The organism is Pseudomonas sp. Pdm06 (assembly GCF_014851795.1).
GTDB lineage: Bacteria > Pseudomonadota > Gammaproteobacteria > Pseudomonadales > Pseudomonadaceae > Aquipseudomonas > Aquipseudomonas fluorescens_AA.
In genome coordinates this window covers 542797-561418 of record NZ_JACVAH010000001.1, presented here as the reverse complement: position 1 = coordinate 561418, position 18622 = coordinate 542797, and the positions used below count along the sequence as shown (strand labels likewise).

General features: G+C 61.5%; 19 protein-coding genes and 1 pseudogene. 16 read left to right on the top strand and 4 right to left on the bottom strand.

The annotated features are described in order from the left end of the window. Window positions 1-484: 484 nt before the first annotated feature. Window positions 485-628, top strand: a pseudogene (locus tag IB266_RS02520) (fructose-bisphosphate aldolase); the annotation flags it as partial. Between the two features lie 232 nt (window positions 629-860). Here IB266_RS02520 and IB266_RS02515 read toward each other — a convergent pair. Then, complete coding sequence (locus IB266_RS02515; protein ID WP_092326789.1) at window positions 861-1295, bottom strand: rhodanese-like domain-containing protein; 435 nt, start codon at window positions 1293-1295, stop codon at window positions 861-863. A gap of 103 nt (window positions 1296-1398) precedes the next feature. Between IB266_RS02515 and ftrA the strand changes: the two genes are divergently transcribed. Continuing rightward, complete coding sequence (ftrA, locus tag IB266_RS02510; protein ID WP_192259935.1) at window positions 1399-2358, top strand: transcriptional regulator FtrA; 960 nt, start codon at window positions 1399-1401, stop codon at window positions 2356-2358. A 167-nt stretch (window positions 2359-2525) separates the two neighbouring features. Here the strand turns inward: ftrA and cobF are convergent, their stop codons facing one another. Next, window positions 2526-3284 (bottom strand): precorrin-6A synthase (deacetylating), encoded by a 759-nt coding sequence (cobF, locus tag IB266_RS02505; protein WP_192259933.1) that lies wholly within the window; start codon window positions 3282-3284, stop codon window positions 2526-2528. Beyond that, entirely contained in the window at window positions 3281-3859 is a 579-nt protein-coding gene (locus IB266_RS02500; protein WP_192259931.1) for a histidine phosphatase family protein, read from the bottom strand. Before IB266_RS02500 ends, cobF begins: the two co-directional genes overlap by 4 nt. 300 nt (window positions 3860-4159) lie before the next feature. Here IB266_RS02500 and IB266_RS02495 point away from each other — a divergent pair, with 300 nt between their 5' ends. From IB266_RS02495 to IB266_RS02445, 11 genes are all read left to right on the top strand, one after another. After that, complete coding sequence (locus tag IB266_RS02495; protein ID WP_192259929.1) at window positions 4160-5014, top strand: MurR/RpiR family transcriptional regulator; 855 nt, start codon at window positions 4160-4162, stop codon at window positions 5012-5014. 2 nt (window positions 5015-5016) lie between these two features. Further along, window positions 5017-5661: an isochorismatase family cysteine hydrolase gene (locus IB266_RS02490; RefSeq protein ID WP_192259927.1), complete on the top strand. Its 645-nt coding sequence runs from the start codon at window positions 5017-5019 to the stop codon at window positions 5659-5661. After that, entirely contained in the window at window positions 5658-7010 is a 1353-nt protein-coding gene (locus IB266_RS02485; RefSeq protein ID WP_192259926.1) for a glutamine synthetase family protein, read from the top strand. The genes IB266_RS02490 and IB266_RS02485 overlap by 4 nt, the downstream gene beginning before the upstream one ends. After that, window positions 6994-7746: an N-formylglutamate amidohydrolase gene (locus tag IB266_RS02480; RefSeq protein WP_192259925.1), complete on the top strand. Its 753-nt coding sequence runs from the start codon at window positions 6994-6996 to the stop codon at window positions 7744-7746. The genes IB266_RS02485 and IB266_RS02480 overlap by 17 nt, the downstream gene beginning before the upstream one ends. A gap of 71 nt (window positions 7747-7817) precedes the next feature. After that, the gene (locus IB266_RS02475; RefSeq protein ID WP_192259924.1) at window positions 7818-9167 is read left to right on the top strand and encodes an APC family permease; all 1350 of its coding nucleotides are present in this window, start codon (window positions 7818-7820) and stop codon (window positions 9165-9167) included. A 111-nt stretch (window positions 9168-9278) separates the two neighbouring features. Beyond that, window positions 9279-10295: an arginine N-succinyltransferase gene (locus tag IB266_RS02470; RefSeq protein WP_192259923.1), complete on the top strand. Its 1017-nt coding sequence runs from the start codon at window positions 9279-9281 to the stop codon at window positions 10293-10295. Between the two features lie 61 nt (window positions 10296-10356). Further along, entirely contained in the window at window positions 10357-11391 is a 1035-nt protein-coding gene (gene astA / locus IB266_RS02465; RefSeq protein WP_192259922.1) for an arginine N-succinyltransferase, read from the top strand. A gap of 218 nt (window positions 11392-11609) precedes the next feature. Beyond that, window positions 11610-12383, top strand: coding sequence for a hypothetical protein (locus tag IB266_RS02460; protein WP_225613377.1), 774 nt, complete (start codon window positions 11610-11612; stop codon window positions 12381-12383). Continuing rightward, on the top strand, window positions 12380-13021 hold the full coding sequence (locus IB266_RS02455; protein ID WP_192259921.1) for a transposase: 642 nt from the start codon (window positions 12380-12382) through the stop codon (window positions 13019-13021). Before IB266_RS02460 ends, IB266_RS02455 begins: the two co-directional genes overlap by 4 nt. 38 nt (window positions 13022-13059) lie before the next feature. Continuing rightward, complete coding sequence (locus tag IB266_RS02450) at window positions 13060-13242, top strand: hypothetical protein (RefSeq protein WP_192259920.1); 183 nt, start codon at window positions 13060-13062, stop codon at window positions 13240-13242. Window positions 13243-13423: 181 nt separating this feature from the next. After that, on the top strand, window positions 13424-14293 hold the full coding sequence (locus IB266_RS02445) for an isocitrate lyase/PEP mutase family protein (RefSeq protein ID WP_060738292.1): 870 nt from the start codon (window positions 13424-13426) through the stop codon (window positions 14291-14293). A 270-nt stretch (window positions 14294-14563) separates the two neighbouring features. Here IB266_RS02445 and IB266_RS02440 read toward each other — a convergent pair whose 3' ends face one another. Then, window positions 14564-15793, bottom strand: coding sequence for an acyl-CoA dehydrogenase (locus IB266_RS02440; RefSeq protein ID WP_192259919.1), 1230 nt, complete (start codon window positions 15791-15793; stop codon window positions 14564-14566). Window positions 15794-15982: 189 nt separating this feature from the next. Here IB266_RS02440 and IB266_RS02435 point away from each other — a divergent pair, with 189 nt between their 5' ends. From IB266_RS02435 to IB266_RS02425, 3 genes are all read left to right on the top strand, one after another. Next, the gene (locus IB266_RS02435) at window positions 15983-16912 is read left to right on the top strand and encodes a LysR family transcriptional regulator (RefSeq protein WP_060738293.1); all 930 of its coding nucleotides are present in this window, start codon (window positions 15983-15985) and stop codon (window positions 16910-16912) included. A 187-nt stretch (window positions 16913-17099) separates the two neighbouring features. Then, a complete protein-coding gene (locus tag IB266_RS02430; RefSeq protein ID WP_192259917.1) occupies window positions 17100-17501 on the top strand; it encodes a MerR family transcriptional regulator in 402 nt (133 codons plus the stop codon). A 151-nt stretch (window positions 17502-17652) separates the two neighbouring features. Next, entirely contained in the window at window positions 17653-18552 is a 900-nt protein-coding gene (locus IB266_RS02425; protein WP_060738294.1) for a hydroxymethylglutaryl-CoA lyase, read from the top strand. Window positions 18553-18622 lie beyond the last annotated feature (70 nt).

Below are 18622 nucleotides of genomic sequence, written 5' to 3'. Positions count from 1 at the left end.
AAGCGACAATTAGTTATAAAAATAGCTTGGTTTGTAAAAGGCCAAAGCGAGGCGGCCTTATAGCCGGCCTGTCTCTTTGTCGTACTCCGATCCAACTGTGGGAGCGAGCTTGCTCGCGAAAGCGGAGGATCAGTTTGCGGTGATGTCGATTGTGACGACGTCATCGCGAGCAAGCTCGCTCCCACAAGTTTTTGATGCTCCGCGTTCCGTTTCTGAAATCAATTGCTCCCCCTGGCCTTCTGAAAATCTCGTAGGAATTCACTCACCGTGGCGAGGGAGCTTGCTCCCGCTGGGCTGCGAAGCAGCCCCCTCTTTTCGTCAGACCAACCCCATGTCCCAGGGTTTACGGCGGCTGCGCCACCGAGCGGGAGCAAGCTCCCTCGCCACGGGGTTTGTGGGCGTCCTACAGGTCGGTTGTTGCCTCCCCCCCCCCTTCTATAGTCTGGTTCACCTGCTGGCTTTGGTCAGTGGGGAGGGTTTCGCACTCATGGCCTGTACTACCCTGCGCGATTCAGCCGAGGCCGACATCAACACCATCACCAACATCGCCAACATCGCCCGGATCATGGTCCAGGATGTGGCGGATGTTTTTGGGGTGATTGAACAGCGCGGGCTCGAAGGGCAATAAAGCTTCCCTGAGAAGCGAGCTTGCTCAATATCCTCATCGACAGTTACATCGCCTTCGCGAGCAAGCTCGCTCCCACAGGGTGAACGCGTTCACTCTGAACCAGGCCGGCTATAAGGCCGCCTCGCGTTTGATTTTGATCTGGGGCGCCCCGTTAAACCACGCTGGCCGATCACAGGCATTTGCGCAGCGGGCATCCCGGCATGAATGCGGGATAGCCGCGTAGGGCAAAAAGTCAGCAGTCGCAGCGGATCGCCTCGTCCGCCACGCGCTCCACCGAGCCGGTCAGGCGAAAGCCTTCATCGAGCCACCCCATAACCCCGCCAATCATCTCCTTCACCGGATACCCCAAAGTCGCCAGGCGCACCGCCGCCTTGTTCGCACCATTGCAGTGGGGGCCGGCGCAATACACCACGAACAGGGTCGTCTTGGCATAGGCGGCCAATGCCTGGGCGGTGAGCGTGCGGGTCGGCAGGTTGATCGCCCCGGGTACGTGGCCGCGTTCGTAGGCCAGCGGTCCGCGTACATCCACCAGCACAAAATCGACATTGCCGGCCTGTTGACTGGCGTGAACGTCGGAACAATCCGTTTCGAATGACAGACGACGGCTGAAATGCTGTAGGGCGATATCGGAAGGGGCGGCAGGCACTTCGCGAACCAGGCTGGTCATGGGGGTGTACTCCAAGGGTAGATAAAGGCGTGAAGAGACTTTATCCCCCCGAGGCTTGCGGCTACAGTGGCGTACAAGACACTCTGTGGGAATTTTCCGACAAATGCAGCCTCTACCAGGTCTGGTCGCGATCCTCGCCTACGACGGCCTATGCACCTTTGAATTCGGCGTTGCCGTCGAGATCTTCGGATTGGAGCGGCCGGAATTCGATTTCCCCTGGTACGAGCATCGGATCGTCGCGGTCGATGACGGCCCGATGCGCGCCATGGGTGGCTTCCAGGTATTGGCCGATGGCGGCATGGAACTGCTCGAAACCGCCCGGACCATTGTCGTGCCAGGCTGGCGCAGCCGCAGCGAGCCACCTTCCGAGGCGTTGCTCGATGCACTACGCCGGGCCCACGCCCGTGGGGCGCGCCTGCTGTCGATCTGCTCCGGGGCCTTCGTACTGGCCGCCGCCGGGCTGCTCGATGGCCTGGGCGCCACGACTCACTGGCGCTACACCGACGAACTGGCCAAGAGTTTTCCCGCCGTCCGGGTCGACCCGGATGTGCTGTACGTGGACTCGGGACAGGTCATCACTTCGGCGGGCAGCGCCGCCGGCATCGATGCCTGCCTGCACCTGGTGGCACGGGATTATGGCGTCCATGTCGCCAACACCGTGGCGCGCCGGTTGGTGATGTCACCACAACGTACGGGCGGCCAGGCGCAGTTCATTCCCTCGCCGGTCAGCCGTACGCCACGCAGCGACCTGTCGAGCGTCATGCAATGGGCCCGCGAGCGCCTGCACGCCCCCCTCGGTGTGCGCGAACTGGCCAGCCAGGCGGCCATGAGCGAACGCACCTTCCTGCGCCACTTCACCCAGGCCTGCGGCATGTCGCCCAAGGCCTGGCTGCAACACGAACGCCTGGCCCGGGCCCGCGAGCTGCTGGAAAGCACCGGCGACAACACCGACAGTATCGCGCAACTGTGTGGCTACCGCTCGGTGGAAAGCTTTCGCGTGGCGTTTCGCAGCGTCGTGGGGTTGGCGCCGTCGGTGTATCGGGAGCGGTTTGGAAGGGGGTAAATAGCCTACTGGCGATGAAGCTGTCGAACGCTGTCAGGGCGAGGGAATACAGGTGGGAGCAAAGCTTGCTCGCGATATGAGCGCGTCGATTTCTGGAAAACTTACATCGCCTGTATCGCGGGCAAGCCTTGCTCCCACATCCCTCTCGCCACAGGTTGATTGCGGCATCATTGAGGCTTACGCAACAAATACGTATCCATGATCCACCCATTGGCTTTTCGCGCGGCCTTGCGGGTGCGTTCGATGTCATCGGCCACATCCCCCAGCCGGCCGGCGATCAGGATTTCATCCGCCGTCCCCACATAGGCGCCCCAGTAAATCTGCGTATCGGGATCGCTCACCTGGCGATAGGCATCCTCGGCATCGAGCATCACCACCACGCTCGCCGCGTCGCCCACCTGCCCTGCCGCCAAGCGGCGTCCGGTGGTGATTTCCAGCGCACCACCAATGCTGTTCAACGGCACTTTGTGCCGGGCGGCCAGGGCCTGGACACTGGTGATGCCGGGGATCACCTCGAATTCGAAGGCGCAACGGCCCCCGTCGAGAATAGCCTGCAGGATGCGCACGGTACTGTCGTACAACGCCGGATCGCCCCACACCAGAAAACCGCCCCGTTGCCCATCGGACAGTTCTTCATCGACCAAGCGTTCGAAGGTGGCCTGTTTCGCAAGGTTCAGCGCTTCGACGCTGTCCTTGTAGTCCAGGTCGCCGCGTTGGCGTTCCGGGCTGTAGGTTTCGACGAAACGGTAGGTGCGATCAACGATGTAGCGTCGACAAATTTCGCGCCGCAGGTCCAACAGTTTGTCCTTGGCCGGGCCCTTGTCCATGAGGAAGACCACGTCCAAACGGTTCAAGGCTTTCACAGCCTGCATCGTCAGGTGATCCGGATCGCCGGCCCCAATGCCAATGACTGACAGCATTTTCATCGCGGCGACTCCTGGCCAGGCTCCTGGGTGCGCAATCGCCATACGCCGTTGAAACGCAACTCCAGGGTGGACAACGGTTCAATGTCGATTCGATTGAAGGTGGCGGCCGGGCAGCCCAAGACGTTCATCACGGCTGCGCGGATCACGAAGGGGTGGGTGACGGCCAGCAGATGACCCGGTCGGGTTTCCAGGCTGACCAGCCAATCCCCGACACGGCGACACAACCGGGCGACGGACTCACCGCCATGGGGGGCCGCCTCGGCATCGTCGAGCCAGGTTTGCAGGGCCTGCGGTTCCACCTTGAGCAATTCATCGATGGACAACCCGCGCCAGCGTCCCAGATCGCAATCGGCCAGGGCCGGGTCCACCTCAAACTCGTCGCCGAACAGCGCGGCCGTCTGGCGAGTGCGCAGTTCCGGCCCGCACAGCAGTTGCCGGACGTTTCGATAGCCAAGCTCGACCTGCCCGCGTCGCCTCAGCCAGTCGGCGTCCAGCGCTTCGTCCACGCTGAAGCGCGCCTGTTTCTGGGAAACGGTGCGGGCGTGGCAGATCAACGTCAGGCGAGTGGCTTGCACACTGGATTCTCGGGTAATCGAACGGGTCGCATGGACGGGATATTCACGGGTTTAGTTGTACAGCACCTTATACGAAATCAAATAAGTGAGACAAAAAGGCGCTATGTCCTACATGTCCAAGATGCAACGGCTGACATACTCATTCCACCCGGCCGAGACCAACTCCTACAGGGTTTTCGCACAACTTTGGAGCATTTTAAACGGAACGTAAAAACCACTGGACATGTAGCACCAGCTACATAAATACTGTTTTCAGGAGTTATGAAATAAATTCAACATTCATCCAGGCAAGGAGCACGGATGCCGCCCCTCAGAGACCTGATCACCGATCCCGGCCTGGTGTTGACGCCGTCGGAACGCAAGGTCGTACGTGCCCTGCTCGATCACTACCCACGCAACGGCCTCGGTCCGATGTCACGCCTGGCAGACCATGCCGGTGTCAGCGACCCGACCATCGTGCGGCTGGTGAAAAAACTCGGGTTTGGCGGTTATGCCGAATTCCAGGATGCGCTGCTCAGTGACATGGACCATCGCCTGCGCTCCCCTCGCACGCTGCTGCAACCGCGGGCCAAATTGCAGCAAGGCGATACCTGGAGCCAGTACCTGGCCGCCAGCCAACGCAACCTCATCGACACCCAGGCCCTGACCCAACCCGAAGACGTGCGCATTCTCGTGCAGTGGTTGCTCGACAGCCGCCACCAGGTGCATTGTTTCGGCGGGCGATTCAGCAGCTTCCTGGCCCACTACCTGCTCAACCATTTGCGGCTGCTGCGCGCCGGCTGTTTTGCCCTGGAAGACAATGCCCAACTGCCTGACCGCCTGTTCGACGTGCAGCGCCAGGACGTGGTGCTGATTTTCGATTACCGCCGCTACCAGGCCCAGGCCCTGCGCGTGGCCAGCGCGGCCAAGGCGCGGCACGCCCGGGTCGTCCTGTTCAGCGACGTCTATGCTTCGCCGTTGCGCGAACTGGCCGACCTGATCATCAGCGCCCCGGTGGAATCGGCTTCGGCCTTCGACAGCCTGGTGCCGGCGCTGGCCCAGGTCGAGGCCCTGATCGCCTGCCTGACCCTGCAATGCCCCGAGCTGGCCGAACGCCTGGAAGGCATCGACGCCCTGCGCAGGGAATTCAACACGCACCTGTTGGAGGAAAAATAAGGATGTTCTCGCTCCCCCACCGCTCGCCCCGGGATTTACCGTTCGTTCGCGAGCACACAGCCTTGCTGCTGGTAGACATGCAACGCGCCTGGCTGGAACCACAATTCGATGCCCACCTGCACAGCCCCGAGGCCGAGTATTTCCTCCAGCGGGCTCGCCGGCAGGTCATTCCCAACCAGCAGCGCTTGCTCGAGGCGATGCGCGCGGCGCGGCACAACGTTTTGCACACCCACATCGAAAGCCTCACCGCCGATGGCCGCGACCGCTCCCTGGATCACAAGCTGTCGGACATGCACCTGCCCAAGGGCAGCCCCGAGGCGCAGATCATTGCCGAACTGGCGCCGCAGGAAAACGAAATCGTGCTGCCCAAGACCTCCTCCGGGGTGTTCAATTCCACCAACATCGATTACGTGCTGCGCAACCTGCAGACCCGGCACCTGATCGTCGCCGGGATCGTCACCGACCAGTGCGTCGACATGGCCGTGCGTGACGCCGCCGACCGCGGCTACCTGGTCACGCTGGTGGAAGACGCCTGTGCGACCCACACCGAACAACGGCACCTGGCGTGCCTGAACGCGATCAAGGGCTACTGCTGGATCACCGACACCGACACCGTACTCGCTCGTTTGCAGGAGATGCAGCCATGAGCCGTCTCGATGCCGCTGCCCTCCTCGCACCGCTGCCGGTCACGACCCTGGTGACCACCGACCTGATCGGCGTGACCCGCGGGCGCTCGTTTCCCAGCGATGAGTTGCCCCACTACGTCACTGCCGGTTGCGGCTGGGTGCCGGCCAACAGCGCGTTGACGCCCCAGGATGTCATCGCCTCGACCAACCCCTGGGGCGCCTATGGCGACCTGCGGCTGGTACCGGACCTGTCCAGCCGGGTGACCGTCAACAATGGCCCCGACGCCCAGGCGCCGGCCCTGGACTTCATCCATTGCGATATCCGGGAGACCGACGGCCGCCCCTGGAGCGCCTGCCCGCGCACGCTCCTGCAGGACGAAGTGGAGCGTTATCGCAGCGAACTGGGCCTGCAGGTTTTCGCCGCGTTCGAACATGAATTCAACCTGGCTGCCGCGCCTGCGCAGCCTGATCGCCTGGCCTTCAGCCTCCAGGCCCAGCGCCAGCAGGCCGGGTTCGCCGGGTGGCTGCTCAGTGCCCTGCGGGCCGGCGGCGTCGAACCGGAAATGTTCCTGCCGGAATACGGCAAGCAGCAATACGAGATCACCTGCCGCCCGACCCTGGGCGTGGCCGCTGCCGATCGGGCGGTGAACGTACGGGAAATCACCCGCGAGATCGCCCGGCAGATGGGCCTGGACGTGAGTTTTGCCCCCAAGACCTCGGAAAATGCCGTGTGCAACGGCGTGCATCTGCATCTGAGCCTGCAAGACCTGAGCGCAGACCCGGTGCTGCATGACGCCGCCAGCAGCAACGGCTTGTCCAGCCTCGGCCAGCATTGGGCCGCAGGTGTGCTGCATTATCTGCCGGCGCTGTGCGCGCTGACCGCGCCGACGCCGTTGTCCTACGAGCGCCTGCAACCTCATCATTGGAGCGCATCCTATGCGTGCCTGGGACAGCGCAACCGCGAAGCGGCGCTGCGCATCTGCCCGACCGTGAGCCTGGGTGGCAAGCCGCTGGCGAACCAGTACAACCTGGAGTTTCGCGCCATGGACGCCACGGCCTCACCGCACCTGGCAATGGCCGCGTTGTTGATTGCCGGGCGTCTGGGCATCCAGCAACGGCGAGAACTGCAGGCTGTCACCGATGAAATACCCGATGAGCTGGATGAAACACAACGTCGCGCCCGTGGCATTATCGCCCTGCCGACAACCCTGGCCCAGGCACTGGACTGCCTGCGCCACAGCGGGGCGCTGCTCGAGACCCTGCCCGGCCCGCTGGTCGAAACCTATTTCGCCTTGAAGGCCCAGGAGCTGGCCTTGACCCAGGCGCTCTCACCTGCCGAACGTTGCGAGCACTATGCACGAATCTATTGAATGTGCTGAATCGGGCCTCTACACCAGGCCAGCCTATCGACTGACCCGGGAGGAATCCGACCACCCGGTGCTGCTGGTGTGCGAACACGCCAGCCGTTTCATTCCCGCAGCGCTGAACGACCTGGGCCTGGATGAAACCGCGTCCCAGGAACACATCGCCTGGGACATCGGCGCCCTGCTGCTGGCCGAACGCCTGTCCGAAACCCTTGGCGCGACCTTGCTGTCGGCCAATTATTCACGGCTGTTGATCGACCTCAACCGCCCACTGCACGTGCCGGACAGCATTCCGGCCCAGAGCGAGATCTACCAGGTCCCGGGCAACCACGACCTGGACGAGGCCACGCGCGAGTATCGCCAGCAGCGCCTGTTCCATCCCTTCCATGATCGCTTGCGAGCGCTGATCGACCAGCGTCTGGCCGCCAACCGGCTGGTGCGCGTGGTGGGCATCCACAGTTTCACCCCAGTGTTCTATGGCCAGCCACGCGCCCTGGAAGCCGGCGTGCTGTTCGGCGAAGCCAAGGAGTACGCCCAGCGCATCGTCGACGGACTGAGCCGGCATTCTTTGCGGGCAGCGGGCAACCAGCCCTACAAGATCAACCCCCTGACCGACATGACGGTCCCGGTGCACGGCGATGGCCGCGGCCTGGACTCGGTGCTGATCGAAGTGCGCAACGACCAGCTGCGCAGCCCCGAAGGGGTACGGACCTGGAGCACCTACCTGGCGCCCCTGCTGTAGCGGCAGCGGCAAGTTACCAGCGACAGACAGCAAGCAAGCGCAACCCACACAGCTGAAAAGGAAAACGGCTCATGAGCATCGAGGCATTTGGCTACAAACAGGAATTGAAACGCGGCCTGTCGCTGACAGACCTGGTGGTATACGGGATGATTTTCATGATTCCCATCGCACCGTTCGGCGTGTATGGCTACGTCAACGCCGAGGCTCCGGAAATGGTGCCGCTGGCGTACATCATCGGCATGGTGGCGATGCTGTTTACCGCCTTGAGCTACGGCAGCATGGCCCGGGCCTTTCCGGTGGCAGGTTCTGTCTATTCCTACGCGCAACGAGGCCTTAACCCACACGTCGGGTTCATCGCTGGCTGGCTGATGCTGCTGGACTACCTGCTGATCCCGCCGCTGCTCTATGTCTACGCCGCCATGGCGCTGAACCATTTGTACCCGGACATTCCCAAGGTCGGTTTCATCCTGGCATTCCTGGTGAGTGCGACCTTCGTCAACCTGCGGGGCATCACGTTCACCGCACGGATGAACATCATTTTCCTGCTGGCACAGCTGGTGGTGCTGGGGATTTTCCTGTTCTACGCCTGGAATGCCCTGCACGGCGGGGCCGGCCACGGCCAACTGACCCTGGCGCCGCTGTACAGCCCGGAACACTTCAACTTTGCCCTGCTGATGCAAGCCGTGTCCATCGCAGTACTGTCGTTCCTGGGCTTCGACGCCATTTCCACCCTGGCCGAAGAAATCAAGGGCGACCCGGGCCGCAGCGTCGGCAAGGCTGCGTTGGTGACCTTGCTGGTGATGGGGGCGATTTTCGTGGTGCAGACCTGGATCGCCACCGATCTGGCAGCCGGCATGGGCTTCAAGTCCGCCGATACCGCGTTTTATGAAATCGCCGAATTGGCAGCCGGCAGTTGGCTGGCCACCTTGACCGCGGTGGCCACAGCCCTGGCCTGGGGCGTAGCGGTAGCGATCACCTCCCAGGCAGCGGTGTCGCGCCTGTTGTTCGGCATGGCCCGGGACGGCCAGTTGCCCAAGGTGCTGGCCAAGGTCCATCCGAAACACAACACCCCCTACATGAGCATCTACCTGGTGGCGGTGCTGTCGTTGCTGATCTGCTACCTGTTCATCAACGCCGTGGACACCCTGACCTCCCTGGTCAACTTCGGCGCCCTGAGCGGCTTTATGTTGCTGCACATCACAGTCATCAACCATTACTGGCGCCGCCAGCGGTCCGGCCAATTGATTCGTCACTTGATCTGCCCGCTGGTCGGCTTCGTGATCGTCGCGGCCATCATGTACAACATGGGCGTGGCCGCGCAGAAACTCGGCCTGATCTGGATCGCCGCGGGCGTGGTCTATCTGTGCCTGCTCAACAAATTCGGCAGTCGTACCGCCCTGCCCGATCCGGCGGGTCAATGAGAAACGGCGGTCGAAGGGTTCGGCCAGCCGTGGTTGTAACGCGTGGACATCGACAGTGATCGTCAAGCCCGGTGCCGGTCACCGGGCTCTCTGGGAACAGGAGTGCAATCCATGCTGGCCTTACGTCCAGTTCAATTAGCCGATCTGCCGCAACTGCAACAACTGGCCCGTGACAGCCTGGTGGGCGTCACGTCGCTGCCGGACGATACCCGGCGGCTGGAGGAAAAAATCCTCGACTCGTGCGCCTCGTTCGCCGCCGATGCGCAGGGACCGGGGGCAGAGAATTACTTTTTCGTCTTGCAGGACCTGGAATCCGGACGCCTGGTCGGTTGTTCGGAAATCCTCTCCAGCACTGGTTGCAACGAACCGTTCTACAGCCTGCGCAACCGGCCGTTTTCCAGCGAATCCCGGGAGTTGAACATCCAGCACGGCGTACCCGCGTTGTCACTGTGCCAGGACCTCAACGGACAAACACTGCTGCGTGGCTTCCACATCGACGCCGAACGGGTGCGCACGCCGGAATCAGAGCTGCTGTCCCGGGCCCGGCTGATGTTCATCGCCGCCCACCCCCAGCGTTTTGCCGAATCGGTCATCACCGAAATCGTCGGTTTCAGCAGCGAAGACGGCCAGTCGCCCTTCTGGGACGCCATCGGCCAGCACTTCTTCGACCTGCCCTACGCCGAAGCCGAACGGTTGTGTGGCTTGCAAAGCCGGACCTTTCTCGCCGAGCTGATGCCGCAGTACCCGATCTACGTGCCCATGTTGCCGCCCGCAGCCCAGGCCTGCATCGGCCGGGTGCATCCCGACGGCCAGGAAGCCTTCGACATCCTCGAGCGCGAGGGTTTCGAGACCAACAGCTACGTCGATATCTTCGACGGCGGGCCGACCTTGCATGCCCGTATCGCCAATATCCGTTCCATCACGCAAAGTCGCACCACTACGGCCAGGCAGAGCCCGCAGATTGACGCACGGGGCCTGTACCTGGTGAGCAACGAGCACCTTGCCAGCTACCGGGCCATCGTCGCCGAGCTGGACGTCGGCGCCGACGGCCCTGTGGCCCTGTCGCCCGCCATGCTGACGGCCCTGGACATCCAGGATGGCGCGCGGATCCGGGTGATTGCCCTATGAACCTCACTCGATCCCATGGCCTGCACCGACGTTTGGACCGACACGATGAAGGAGTTGCATCATGATTGTCCGTCCGGTGGCCCTCACCGATCTGCCTGCTTTGCTGGACCTGGCCCGTTGCGCGGGCCCGGGGTTTACCAGCCTGCCGGCCAACGAAGAGCGTCTGGCCCACCGCGTTCGCTGGGCCCAACGGACCTTCGCCGGCCAAGTCGAACGTGCCGACGCCGACTACCTGTTCGTGCTCGAAGACGATGACCGGCAGGTGGTGGGCATCAGCGCCCTGACCGGGGCGGTGGGGCTGCGTGAGCCCTGGTACAACTATCGGGTCGGGGTCACGGTCAGCTCGGCGCCGGAGTTGGGAATCCAGCGGCAGATCCCGACGCTGTTTCTCAACAACGAGATGTCCGGGCAATCGGAAATCTGCTCGTTGTTCCTGCACCCCGAGCAGCGTCACGGGCACAACGGACGCCTGCTGTCCCTGGCGCGTCTGCTGTTCGTGGCCGAGTTTTCCCAGCTGTTCGGCGAAAAACTCATTGCCGAGCTGCGGGGCCATGCCGACGAACAAGGCTGTTCGCCGTTCTGGGACAGCCTGGGACGGCATTTTTTCCAGAAGGATTTCAGCTACGCCGACCAGTTGTCCGGGATGGGCAACAAGTCGTTCATCGCCGAGCTGATGCCACGCCAGCCGCTGTACACCTGCCTGCTCACCGAACAGGCCCAGGCGGTGATCGGCAAGGCTCACCCGAACACCGAACCGGCCCTGAAAATCCTCAGCGCCGAAGGTTTCAGCCATAGGGGCTACATCGACATTTTCGACGGCGGCCCGGTGATCGAAGCGCCGGTGTCGAAAATCCGCAGCGTACGCGATAGCCAGACACTGACCCTGGCCATTGGTACTCCGGACGAACAAGCACCGGTCTGGCTGATTCACAACCGGCGCCTGGAAAACTGCCGCGTCACCAGCGCCCGCGCACGCGTGCATGGCAACAGCCTGCTCGTCGATCGCCTCACCGCCAAACGCCTGCAAGTGCAACCGGGTGATACGGTGCGCGCCGTGGCGTTGCTCAGGCAGGGGCAGCAGGCAGTGGCGGCATAGCTTTTCTCGCGCCTCGTACACCGATATCCGATCACCGCCGCCCCGGCGGCCGGTCTTATCGTCCTGCCAAAAGCGCAGCGTTACCGAGTTGCCCCGTGCTGCCTCTTTAACAACTCAAGTATTGTTCATCGGCAATACTTCCCGACAATTCCATAATTGCCTCCACCCCCTCCCAAAACCATACTTATGCCCATCGCCCTACTGTAACGAACCCGCTCATGATCAAGACTCTAATTTCCACACACCGGCCGCCTGAAGAGATGGCAGAACAAATAAAAACATTGGACATGACCGCGCAAATCAATCAATTAATTGCCGAGCTGAACAACCAGCCAACATTTGCCACTGCCCGTTCTCGACGTGCAGCCATCATGAACATTACCAACTTGCACACGGCCACCATCACGTTGTATTGCACGAACATTGGCAATATCAGCATCAAGCCACTGGCATCCGTCGATGTCTCTTCGCAACTGTATTCAATACCCGGCCAAAGTATTCTGTTCGCCGTTGATCGACCATTCGACGTACAGCGATATACCCTCAAGGGGCCTCGGCTTGAAAAGGCCGACACCGTACGCATAGATAAAAACAACCCGCTGGTGATCGATGGCAGCCGGACACTCTTTGACTACTGCCGCCCAGCGCAAACGAACACCGGGCTGATGGGCAGGATCAATCTGCCGGACAGAAGTGCAGACATCGGTGTATTCGATCGTGCCTCGTTACGCAAGATCGCCTGGTTGCCCCATGACGACAGCGCCGCCCGCTACCTGGTGAGCCTGGAACTGCTCGAAACGGTTCAAGACCCCGAACGCAGCCGCGTCGCCGGGGAGCTGGTCTACCACTATCACCCGGCCGTGGCGTGGAAAGCCTTCCAGGTGCTCTATCGGGCGAAGCCCCAGGACGCCTTGAGCTACATTGCGCTCCTGAAAAAACACCGGGATTCGCGCCTGGACAATTTGCTCCAACCGTTCGAGCAGGCGGCATGAAGCTGGAAGCCTTTGTCGAGCGATTGAAAACCCATGACCTGCAGCGAGATAAATCCCGGATTATCGAAGACCTGCGGCAGTTGGCCAACAATCGCGCTTTGTTGAGCGATCATCTGTATGCCACGATCCAACGAGATGGCTTTGATACCCGCAGCAGCCTCTATAACGCCTATGGGTTTGTTCTGCACCGCAATGACTCGTTCAGCCTTCGCTTGAATTTCTGGGCACCGGCAGGAACGCCTGATGAAAAAGAAACGTTCATCTATAACCTGAACCACAGTCACGACTTCGAGATTTATGCCGTCGGTTACAGCGGTGACGGCTATACCACTATCACCCGCGAGATACTCGACGACCTACCGCTGCAAAAGAATAAGAGACCGCGCCTGGGTAAAGAGCGACGACTAAAACTTGCGCCCGGCGAAGTGCTGTACATGCCAGCACTCAAAGAAATCCATAGACAGATCCCGCCGATGTCAATGTCGGCGTCATTGAGCCTGCTCGTTCATCCGCAACATTGGCTCAAACTCGATGAAGCCTGGTGTTTCGATAAAGACTACCGACCGCTTTACCCAGGTGTAGCGACGCAAGAAATCGCGCTATTCACAGACACATTGTCATTGCTCAACACCGGATAGTCGTTTCGTTGTCCGGCATTTAAAAGAAGGAGAAAACCATGAATGACCTGATGCAAGACTGGGATGAAGCGCCCTTGTTGCGAGCCAGCACCCAGGTGATCGACACCGCAACGCAGTTGATCAACGAAACCCAATGCACAATCCCCGGGTTCCCCACTCGCTTCAACGTTGCAAACATCCACGAGATCAAGCAACTGTGGAGCGTACCAACCTCAGACTGAGCGACACACCAAGGACGCTTTCGCTGGCCGCAGACCCACCGGGTTGCGGCCTCTTCCCATGCAGCGAAAGCATCGCCCATACACATTCGTCATCATCTTTACGCTTGCCACGTGATAGCCTTTGGATCTTTCGGCGTTGACACTTTTGTTCAAGCCTTTCCATTCCATTGGTGGAACTCATATGTCCAGGCTTTCCCATCAAGATTTGCGTCGTAACTTTCGTCAACTGCTGGCTTCCAAGACCTGCTACCACACCGCCTCGGTGTTTGACCCGATGTCGGCGCGTATCGCCGCCGACCTGGGTTTTGAAGTAGGTATCCTGGGAGGCTCGGTCGCGTCGTTGCAAGTATTGGGCGCGCCGGACTTCGCCCTGATCACCCTCAGTGAATTTGCCGAACAGGCCACTCGCATCGGTCGCGTGGCCCAGTTGCCGGTCATTGCCGACGCCGATCATGGCTACGGCAATGCCCTGAACGTGATGCGCACCATCATCGAACTGGAACGGGCCGGCGTCGCGGCGCTGACCATCGAAGACACCTTGCTGCCGGCCCAGTTCGGGCGTAAATCCACCGACCTGATCGGTGTAGCCGAAGGCGTCGGCAAGATTCGGGCAGCGCTGGAAGCACGCGTCGATCCGGAAATGGCGATCATCGCCCGGACCAACGCCGGGATCTTGCCGGTCCAGGAAATCATCAGCCGGACCCAGCAATATGAGCGTGCCGGGGCCGACGGGATTTGCATGGTGGGCGTGCAAGACTTCGATCATCTGGAAAAAATCAGTGAAAACCTGACGGTGCCGTTGATGCTTGTCACCTACGGCAATCCACTGCTGCGCGACGACAAGCGCCTGGCGGACTTGGGCGTACGCGTGACCATCGACGGCCACGGCGCCTACTTCGCCGCGATCAAGGCCACCTACGACAGCCTTCGCGAACAACGGCAGATCTTCACCCAGGCCTCGGACCTCAGCGCCACCGAACTGACCCACACCTACACCCAGCCCGAGGACTACATCCGTTGGGCCGAGGAGTACATGAGCGTCAAGGAGTAGTCCTAGAGGCCGCCATCGCGAGCAAGCTCGCTCCCACAGTGGGTTGGCGGTGCGACATCTATCTCGGGCACACCCCACACTCCCACAGTGGGTTGGCGGTGCGACGTCTATCTCGGGCAAATACCCCATTCCCTGTGGGAGCGAGCTTGCTCGCGATAGCGGCGGTTCAGCTTGCATAAGTGTTGGATGTGCCAACGCCATCGCGAGCAGGCTCACTCCCACAGGGGATTTGTGGTGAGCGCGATGGCGTTGCCAGGGTGAAACAGGCCTTCAGCGGCCGCTACGCAACATTTCCTTGGGCACGTACTTGCCGATCTCGAACTTGCCGATAGCCGCGCGGTGGACTTCATCCGGGCCGTCTGCCAGGCGCAGGGTGCGTTGCATGGCGTACATGTAGGCCAGCGGGAAATCGTTGGAAACCCCGGCGCCACCGTGGATCTGGATCGCCCGGTCGATGACCTTCAAGGCCACGTTCGGCGCAACGACCTTGATCTGGGCGATTTCACTTTTCGCCACCTTATTGCCTACCGTGTCCATCATGTACGCCGCCTTCAACGTCAGCAGGCGCGCCATGTCGATCTCCATCCGCGAGTCGGCGATCTTATCGATGTTACCGCCCAGGCGCGCCAACGGCTGGCCGAAAGCGGTGCGGCTGACGGCACGTTTGCACATCAATTCCAAGGCGCGTTCGGCCATGCCGATGGAACGCATGCAGTGGTGAATCCGGCCTGGGCCGAGTCGACCCTGGGCTATCTCAAAACCACGGCCGTCGCCCAGCAGGACATTTTCGTACGGCACCCGCACGTTATCGAACAGCACTTCGGCATGCCCGTGAGGCGCATCATCGTAGCCAAACACCGGCAACGGCCGGACGATCTTGACCCCCGGGGTATCCACCGGGACCAGGATCATCGAGTGCTGGGCATGGCGCGGCGCATCGGGGTTGCTCAGGCCCATGAAGATCAGGATCTTGCAGCGCGGGTCGCAGGCGCCCGAGGTCCACCATTTCTTGCCGTTGATCACCCACTGGTCGCCGTCACGCTCGGCGCGGGCAGCCATGTTGGTGGCGTCCGAAGAGGCCACATCCGGCTCGGTCATGGCAAAGGCCGAACGAATCTCGCCGCGCAGCAGCGGCTCGAGCCAGCGTTGCTTCTGTTCTTCGTTGGCGTAGCGCACCAGCACTTCCATGTTGCCGGTGTCCGGTGCCGAGCAGTTGAACGGCTCCGGCCCCAGCAGCGAGCGCCCCATGATCTCTGCCAGCGGCGCATATTCCAGATTGGTCAGGCCGGCGCCCAGCTCGGATTCCGGCAGAAACAGGTTCCACAGGCCTTCTGCCTTGGCCTTGGCCTTGAGCTCTTCCATGATGGCCGTGGGTTGCCAGCGGTCGCCCTCGGCCACTTGTCGTTCGAACACCGCTTCGGCCGGGTAGACGTAGGCGTCCATGAACGCCGTGACGCGTTCACGCAGTTCCTGAACCTTGGGGGAATAGGCAAAATCCATGAGCAGCACCTTCTTGGCAGAGGTTGTTTTAGGTCATGAAATCGATGCTAGTTCAGCTACGAAAATTTACCTAACCTATTCTCGGCGTGTATTAACATTCATCACCGATATATGTTTCACTGATTCGCATCGCCACCCGGCACCTCACAACAAGCCTAAGAACAAGCCCAAAAATAAGAGTGCAGCGCCATGAATCTGAGCAAGGTCGACCTCAACCTTTTCATTGTCTTCGATGCGATCTACACCGAAGCCAACCTGACCCGCGCCGGGCAGATCGTCGGCATCACTCAGCCAGCCGTGTCCAATGCCCTGGCGCGTCTGCGCGAGACCTTCAACGACCCGCTCTTCGTGCGCACCGCCCAAGGGATGGTGCCGACGCCCATGGCCCAGAACATCATCGGCCCGGTGCGCAATGCCTTGTCGCTACTGCGGGTGTCGGTGCAGGAAAGCCGGATCTTCAACCCGCTGCAGGCCGTCAAGACCTACCGCATCAGCATGACCGACCTCACCGAAGGCGTGATCCTGCCGCTGCTGTTCCAGCGCTTGCGCCGCCTGGCGCCGACCGTGGCGATCGAGAGCTTCCTGTCCAAGCGCCGTGAAACCACCAAGGAACTGGCCGCCGGCCGCCTCGACTTCGCCGTGGACGCGCCGCTCAACACCGACCCACAGGTGCGCCACGTCAAGTTGATGGAAGATCGCTACGTGTGCGCCATGCGCAAGGGCCATCCGCTGGCGGGCAAGGAAAAGATCACCCTCGATGATTACCTGGCCCAGACCCACGTGCACATTTCCAGCCGCCGCAACGGGCTGGGTTACGTCGACCTGGCCCTCGGCAAGATGGGCATCCAGCGCAAGATCGCCCTGCGTTCCCAGCATTACCTGATGGCCTCCCAGGTGCTGCAGCAGACCGACATGGTCATGACCGTTCCCGAGCGCTTTGCACGGCGTCACGATTTGCACGCCTTCCTGCTCCCGGTCAACGACGTGCCCCCGGTGGAGACCCATCTCTACTGGCACGAAAGCACCGACCAGGACCCGGCCAACCGCTGGATGCGCGAGCAGATGATCGAGCTGTGCCAGCAGGTGACGGCCCATGAGAAGAAGCTCGATAAGGTTTAAAAGATCGAAACGGTGGGAGCGAGCTTGCTCGCGATAGCGGTAGACCGGCCAATATCCAGGGCGACTGATCCGACGCCATCGCGAGCAAGCTCGCTCCCACAGGTTTTGTGTGCAGAACCTCACTGCTTGACGCGAACGTCAACCTGCCTTTAGCTTAGCGCCAGCCCCTTTCGTTTCGAGCGCTTCCATGAGCAGCCAGACCTACAGCATCTCCGACCTCGCCCGCGAATTGGATATCACCACACGGGCCATCCGTTTCTATGAAGAACAAGGCCTGTTGAGCCCGGAGCGACGGGGCCAGGAGCGCATTTATTCGCCGCGGGACAAGGTCAGCCTGAAGCTGATCCTGCGCGGCAAGCGCATTGGCTTTTCCCTGGCCGAGTGCCGCGAGCTGATCGAACTCTACGACCCCTCCAGCGGCAATCAGAAACAGCTGCACAGCATGATGGCGAAAATCGCCGAGCGCCGGGAACAGCTCGAACAGCAATTGCTGGACATCGAACATATGAAACTGGAACTCGACACCGCCGAAGAACGCTGCATCCAGGCGTTGGAGCAGACGATCAAGGGCGAGGAAATCGTCCAGTAACACTCTCCCTGTGGGAGCGAGCTTGCTCGCGATAGCGTCGGATCAGTTGGAGTTGATGTGGCTGACACACCGCTATCGCGAGCAAGCTCGCTCCCACAATGGGTTCATCATTGCGCTCGACATATTGGCAACTCACCACAGGTCAATCCCCATGTCCCTCCCCTCGTTTGTACGCTTGATCGAAGTCGGCCCCCGCGACGGGCTGCAGAATGAAGCACAGCCCATCAGCGTCGCCGACAAGGTGCGCCTGGTGGATGCCCTGAGCGCCGCCGGCCTGGGCTATATCGAAGTCGGCAGTTTTGTCTCGCCCAAGTGGGTGCCGCAAATGGCCGGGTCCGCCGAGGTGTTCGCGCAGATCCAGCGCAAGCCCGGTGTGACCTATGGCGCCCTGGCGCCGAACCTGCGGGGGTTCGAAGACGCGCTGGCGGCGGGCGTGAAAGAGGTGGCGGTGTTCGCCGCCGCGTCCGAAGCGTTTTCCCAGCGCAACATCAACTGCTCCATCAAGGACAGCCTGGAGCGCTTCGCGCCGATCATGGCGGCCGCAAAACAGCACGGTGTCAGTGTGCGCGGCTACGTGTCCTGCGTGCTGGGTTGCCCCTATGAAGGGGCGGTCAAGCCTGAGCAGGTGGCGTGGGTCGCCCGGGAGCTGTATGCGATGGGCTGCTACGAGGTCTCCCTGGGCGACACCATCGGCACCGGTACCGCTGGCGCCACACGCAGGCTATTCGAAGTGGTAGGCGCCGAAGTGCCCCGGGACAAACTCGCTGGACACTTCCACGATACCTACGGCCAGGCCATGGCCAATGTCTACGCCAGCCTGCTGGAAGGCATCGCGGTGTTCGACAGCTCCATCGCCGGCCTTGGCGGTTGCCCGTACGCCAAGGGCGCCAGCGGTAACGTCGCCACCGAAGACGTGCTGTACCTGCTCGACGGGCTGGGTATCGAAACCGGTGTCGACCTGGACGCACTGATCGCCGCGGGCCGACAGATTTGTGATGTGCTCGGCCGCCCGAGTGGTTCGCGCGTGGCCAAGGCCCGCAACGCACACTGAGGTGTTACCGCCGGCTTTGTAACAGCGGCGAAACGAGTAACACGGAAACAATTTGTCAGGTTTGGTCGGT

What these genes read in the sequence shown, in the direction of transcription:
- IB266_RS02490 (WP_192259927.1), top strand. Translation starts at nt 5,017, where the DNA reads ATGTTCTCGCTCCCCCACCGCTCGCCCCGGGATTTACCGTTCGTTCGC.
- IB266_RS02430 (WP_192259917.1), top strand. Translation starts at nt 17,100, where the DNA reads ATGAGCAGCCAGACCTACAGCATCTCCGACCTCGCCCGCGAATTGGAT.
- IB266_RS02470 (WP_192259923.1), top strand. Translation starts at nt 9,279, where the DNA reads ATGCTGGCCTTACGTCCAGTTCAATTAGCCGATCTGCCGCAACTGCAA.
- IB266_RS02425 (WP_060738294.1), top strand. Translation starts at nt 17,653, where the DNA reads ATGTCCCTCCCCTCGTTTGTACGCTTGATCGAAGTCGGCCCCCGCGAC.
- IB266_RS02515 (WP_092326789.1), bottom strand. Translation starts at nt 1,295, where the DNA reads ATGACCAGCCTGGTTCGCGAAGTGCCTGCCGCCCCTTCCGATATCGCC.
- IB266_RS02495 (WP_192259929.1), top strand. Translation starts at nt 4,160, where the DNA reads ATGCCGCCCCTCAGAGACCTGATCACCGATCCCGGCCTGGTGTTGACG.
- IB266_RS02440 (WP_192259919.1), bottom strand. Translation starts at nt 15,793, where the DNA reads ATGGATTTTGCCTATTCCCCCAAGGTTCAGGAACTGCGTGAACGCGTC.
- astA (WP_192259922.1), top strand. Translation starts at nt 10,357, where the DNA reads ATGATTGTCCGTCCGGTGGCCCTCACCGATCTGCCTGCTTTGCTGGAC.
- cobF (WP_192259933.1), bottom strand. Translation starts at nt 3,284, where the DNA reads ATGAAAATGCTGTCAGTCATTGGCATTGGGGCCGGCGATCCGGATCAC.
- IB266_RS02450 (WP_192259920.1), top strand. Translation starts at nt 13,060, where the DNA reads ATGAATGACCTGATGCAAGACTGGGATGAAGCGCCCTTGTTGCGAGCC.
- IB266_RS02480 (WP_192259925.1), top strand. Translation starts at nt 6,994, where the DNA reads ATGCACGAATCTATTGAATGTGCTGAATCGGGCCTCTACACCAGGCCA.
- ftrA (WP_192259935.1), top strand. Translation starts at nt 1,399, where the DNA reads ATGCAGCCTCTACCAGGTCTGGTCGCGATCCTCGCCTACGACGGCCTA.
- IB266_RS02475 (WP_192259924.1), top strand. Translation starts at nt 7,818, where the DNA reads ATGAGCATCGAGGCATTTGGCTACAAACAGGAATTGAAACGCGGCCTG.
- IB266_RS02460 (WP_225613377.1), top strand. Translation starts at nt 11,610, where the DNA reads ATGATCAAGACTCTAATTTCCACACACCGGCCGCCTGAAGAGATGGCA.
- IB266_RS02455 (WP_192259921.1), top strand. Translation starts at nt 12,380, where the DNA reads ATGAAGCTGGAAGCCTTTGTCGAGCGATTGAAAACCCATGACCTGCAG.
- IB266_RS02445 (WP_060738292.1), top strand. Translation starts at nt 13,424, where the DNA reads ATGTCCAGGCTTTCCCATCAAGATTTGCGTCGTAACTTTCGTCAACTG.
- IB266_RS02485 (WP_192259926.1), top strand. Translation starts at nt 5,658, where the DNA reads ATGAGCCGTCTCGATGCCGCTGCCCTCCTCGCACCGCTGCCGGTCACG.
- IB266_RS02435 (WP_060738293.1), top strand. Translation starts at nt 15,983, where the DNA reads ATGAATCTGAGCAAGGTCGACCTCAACCTTTTCATTGTCTTCGATGCG.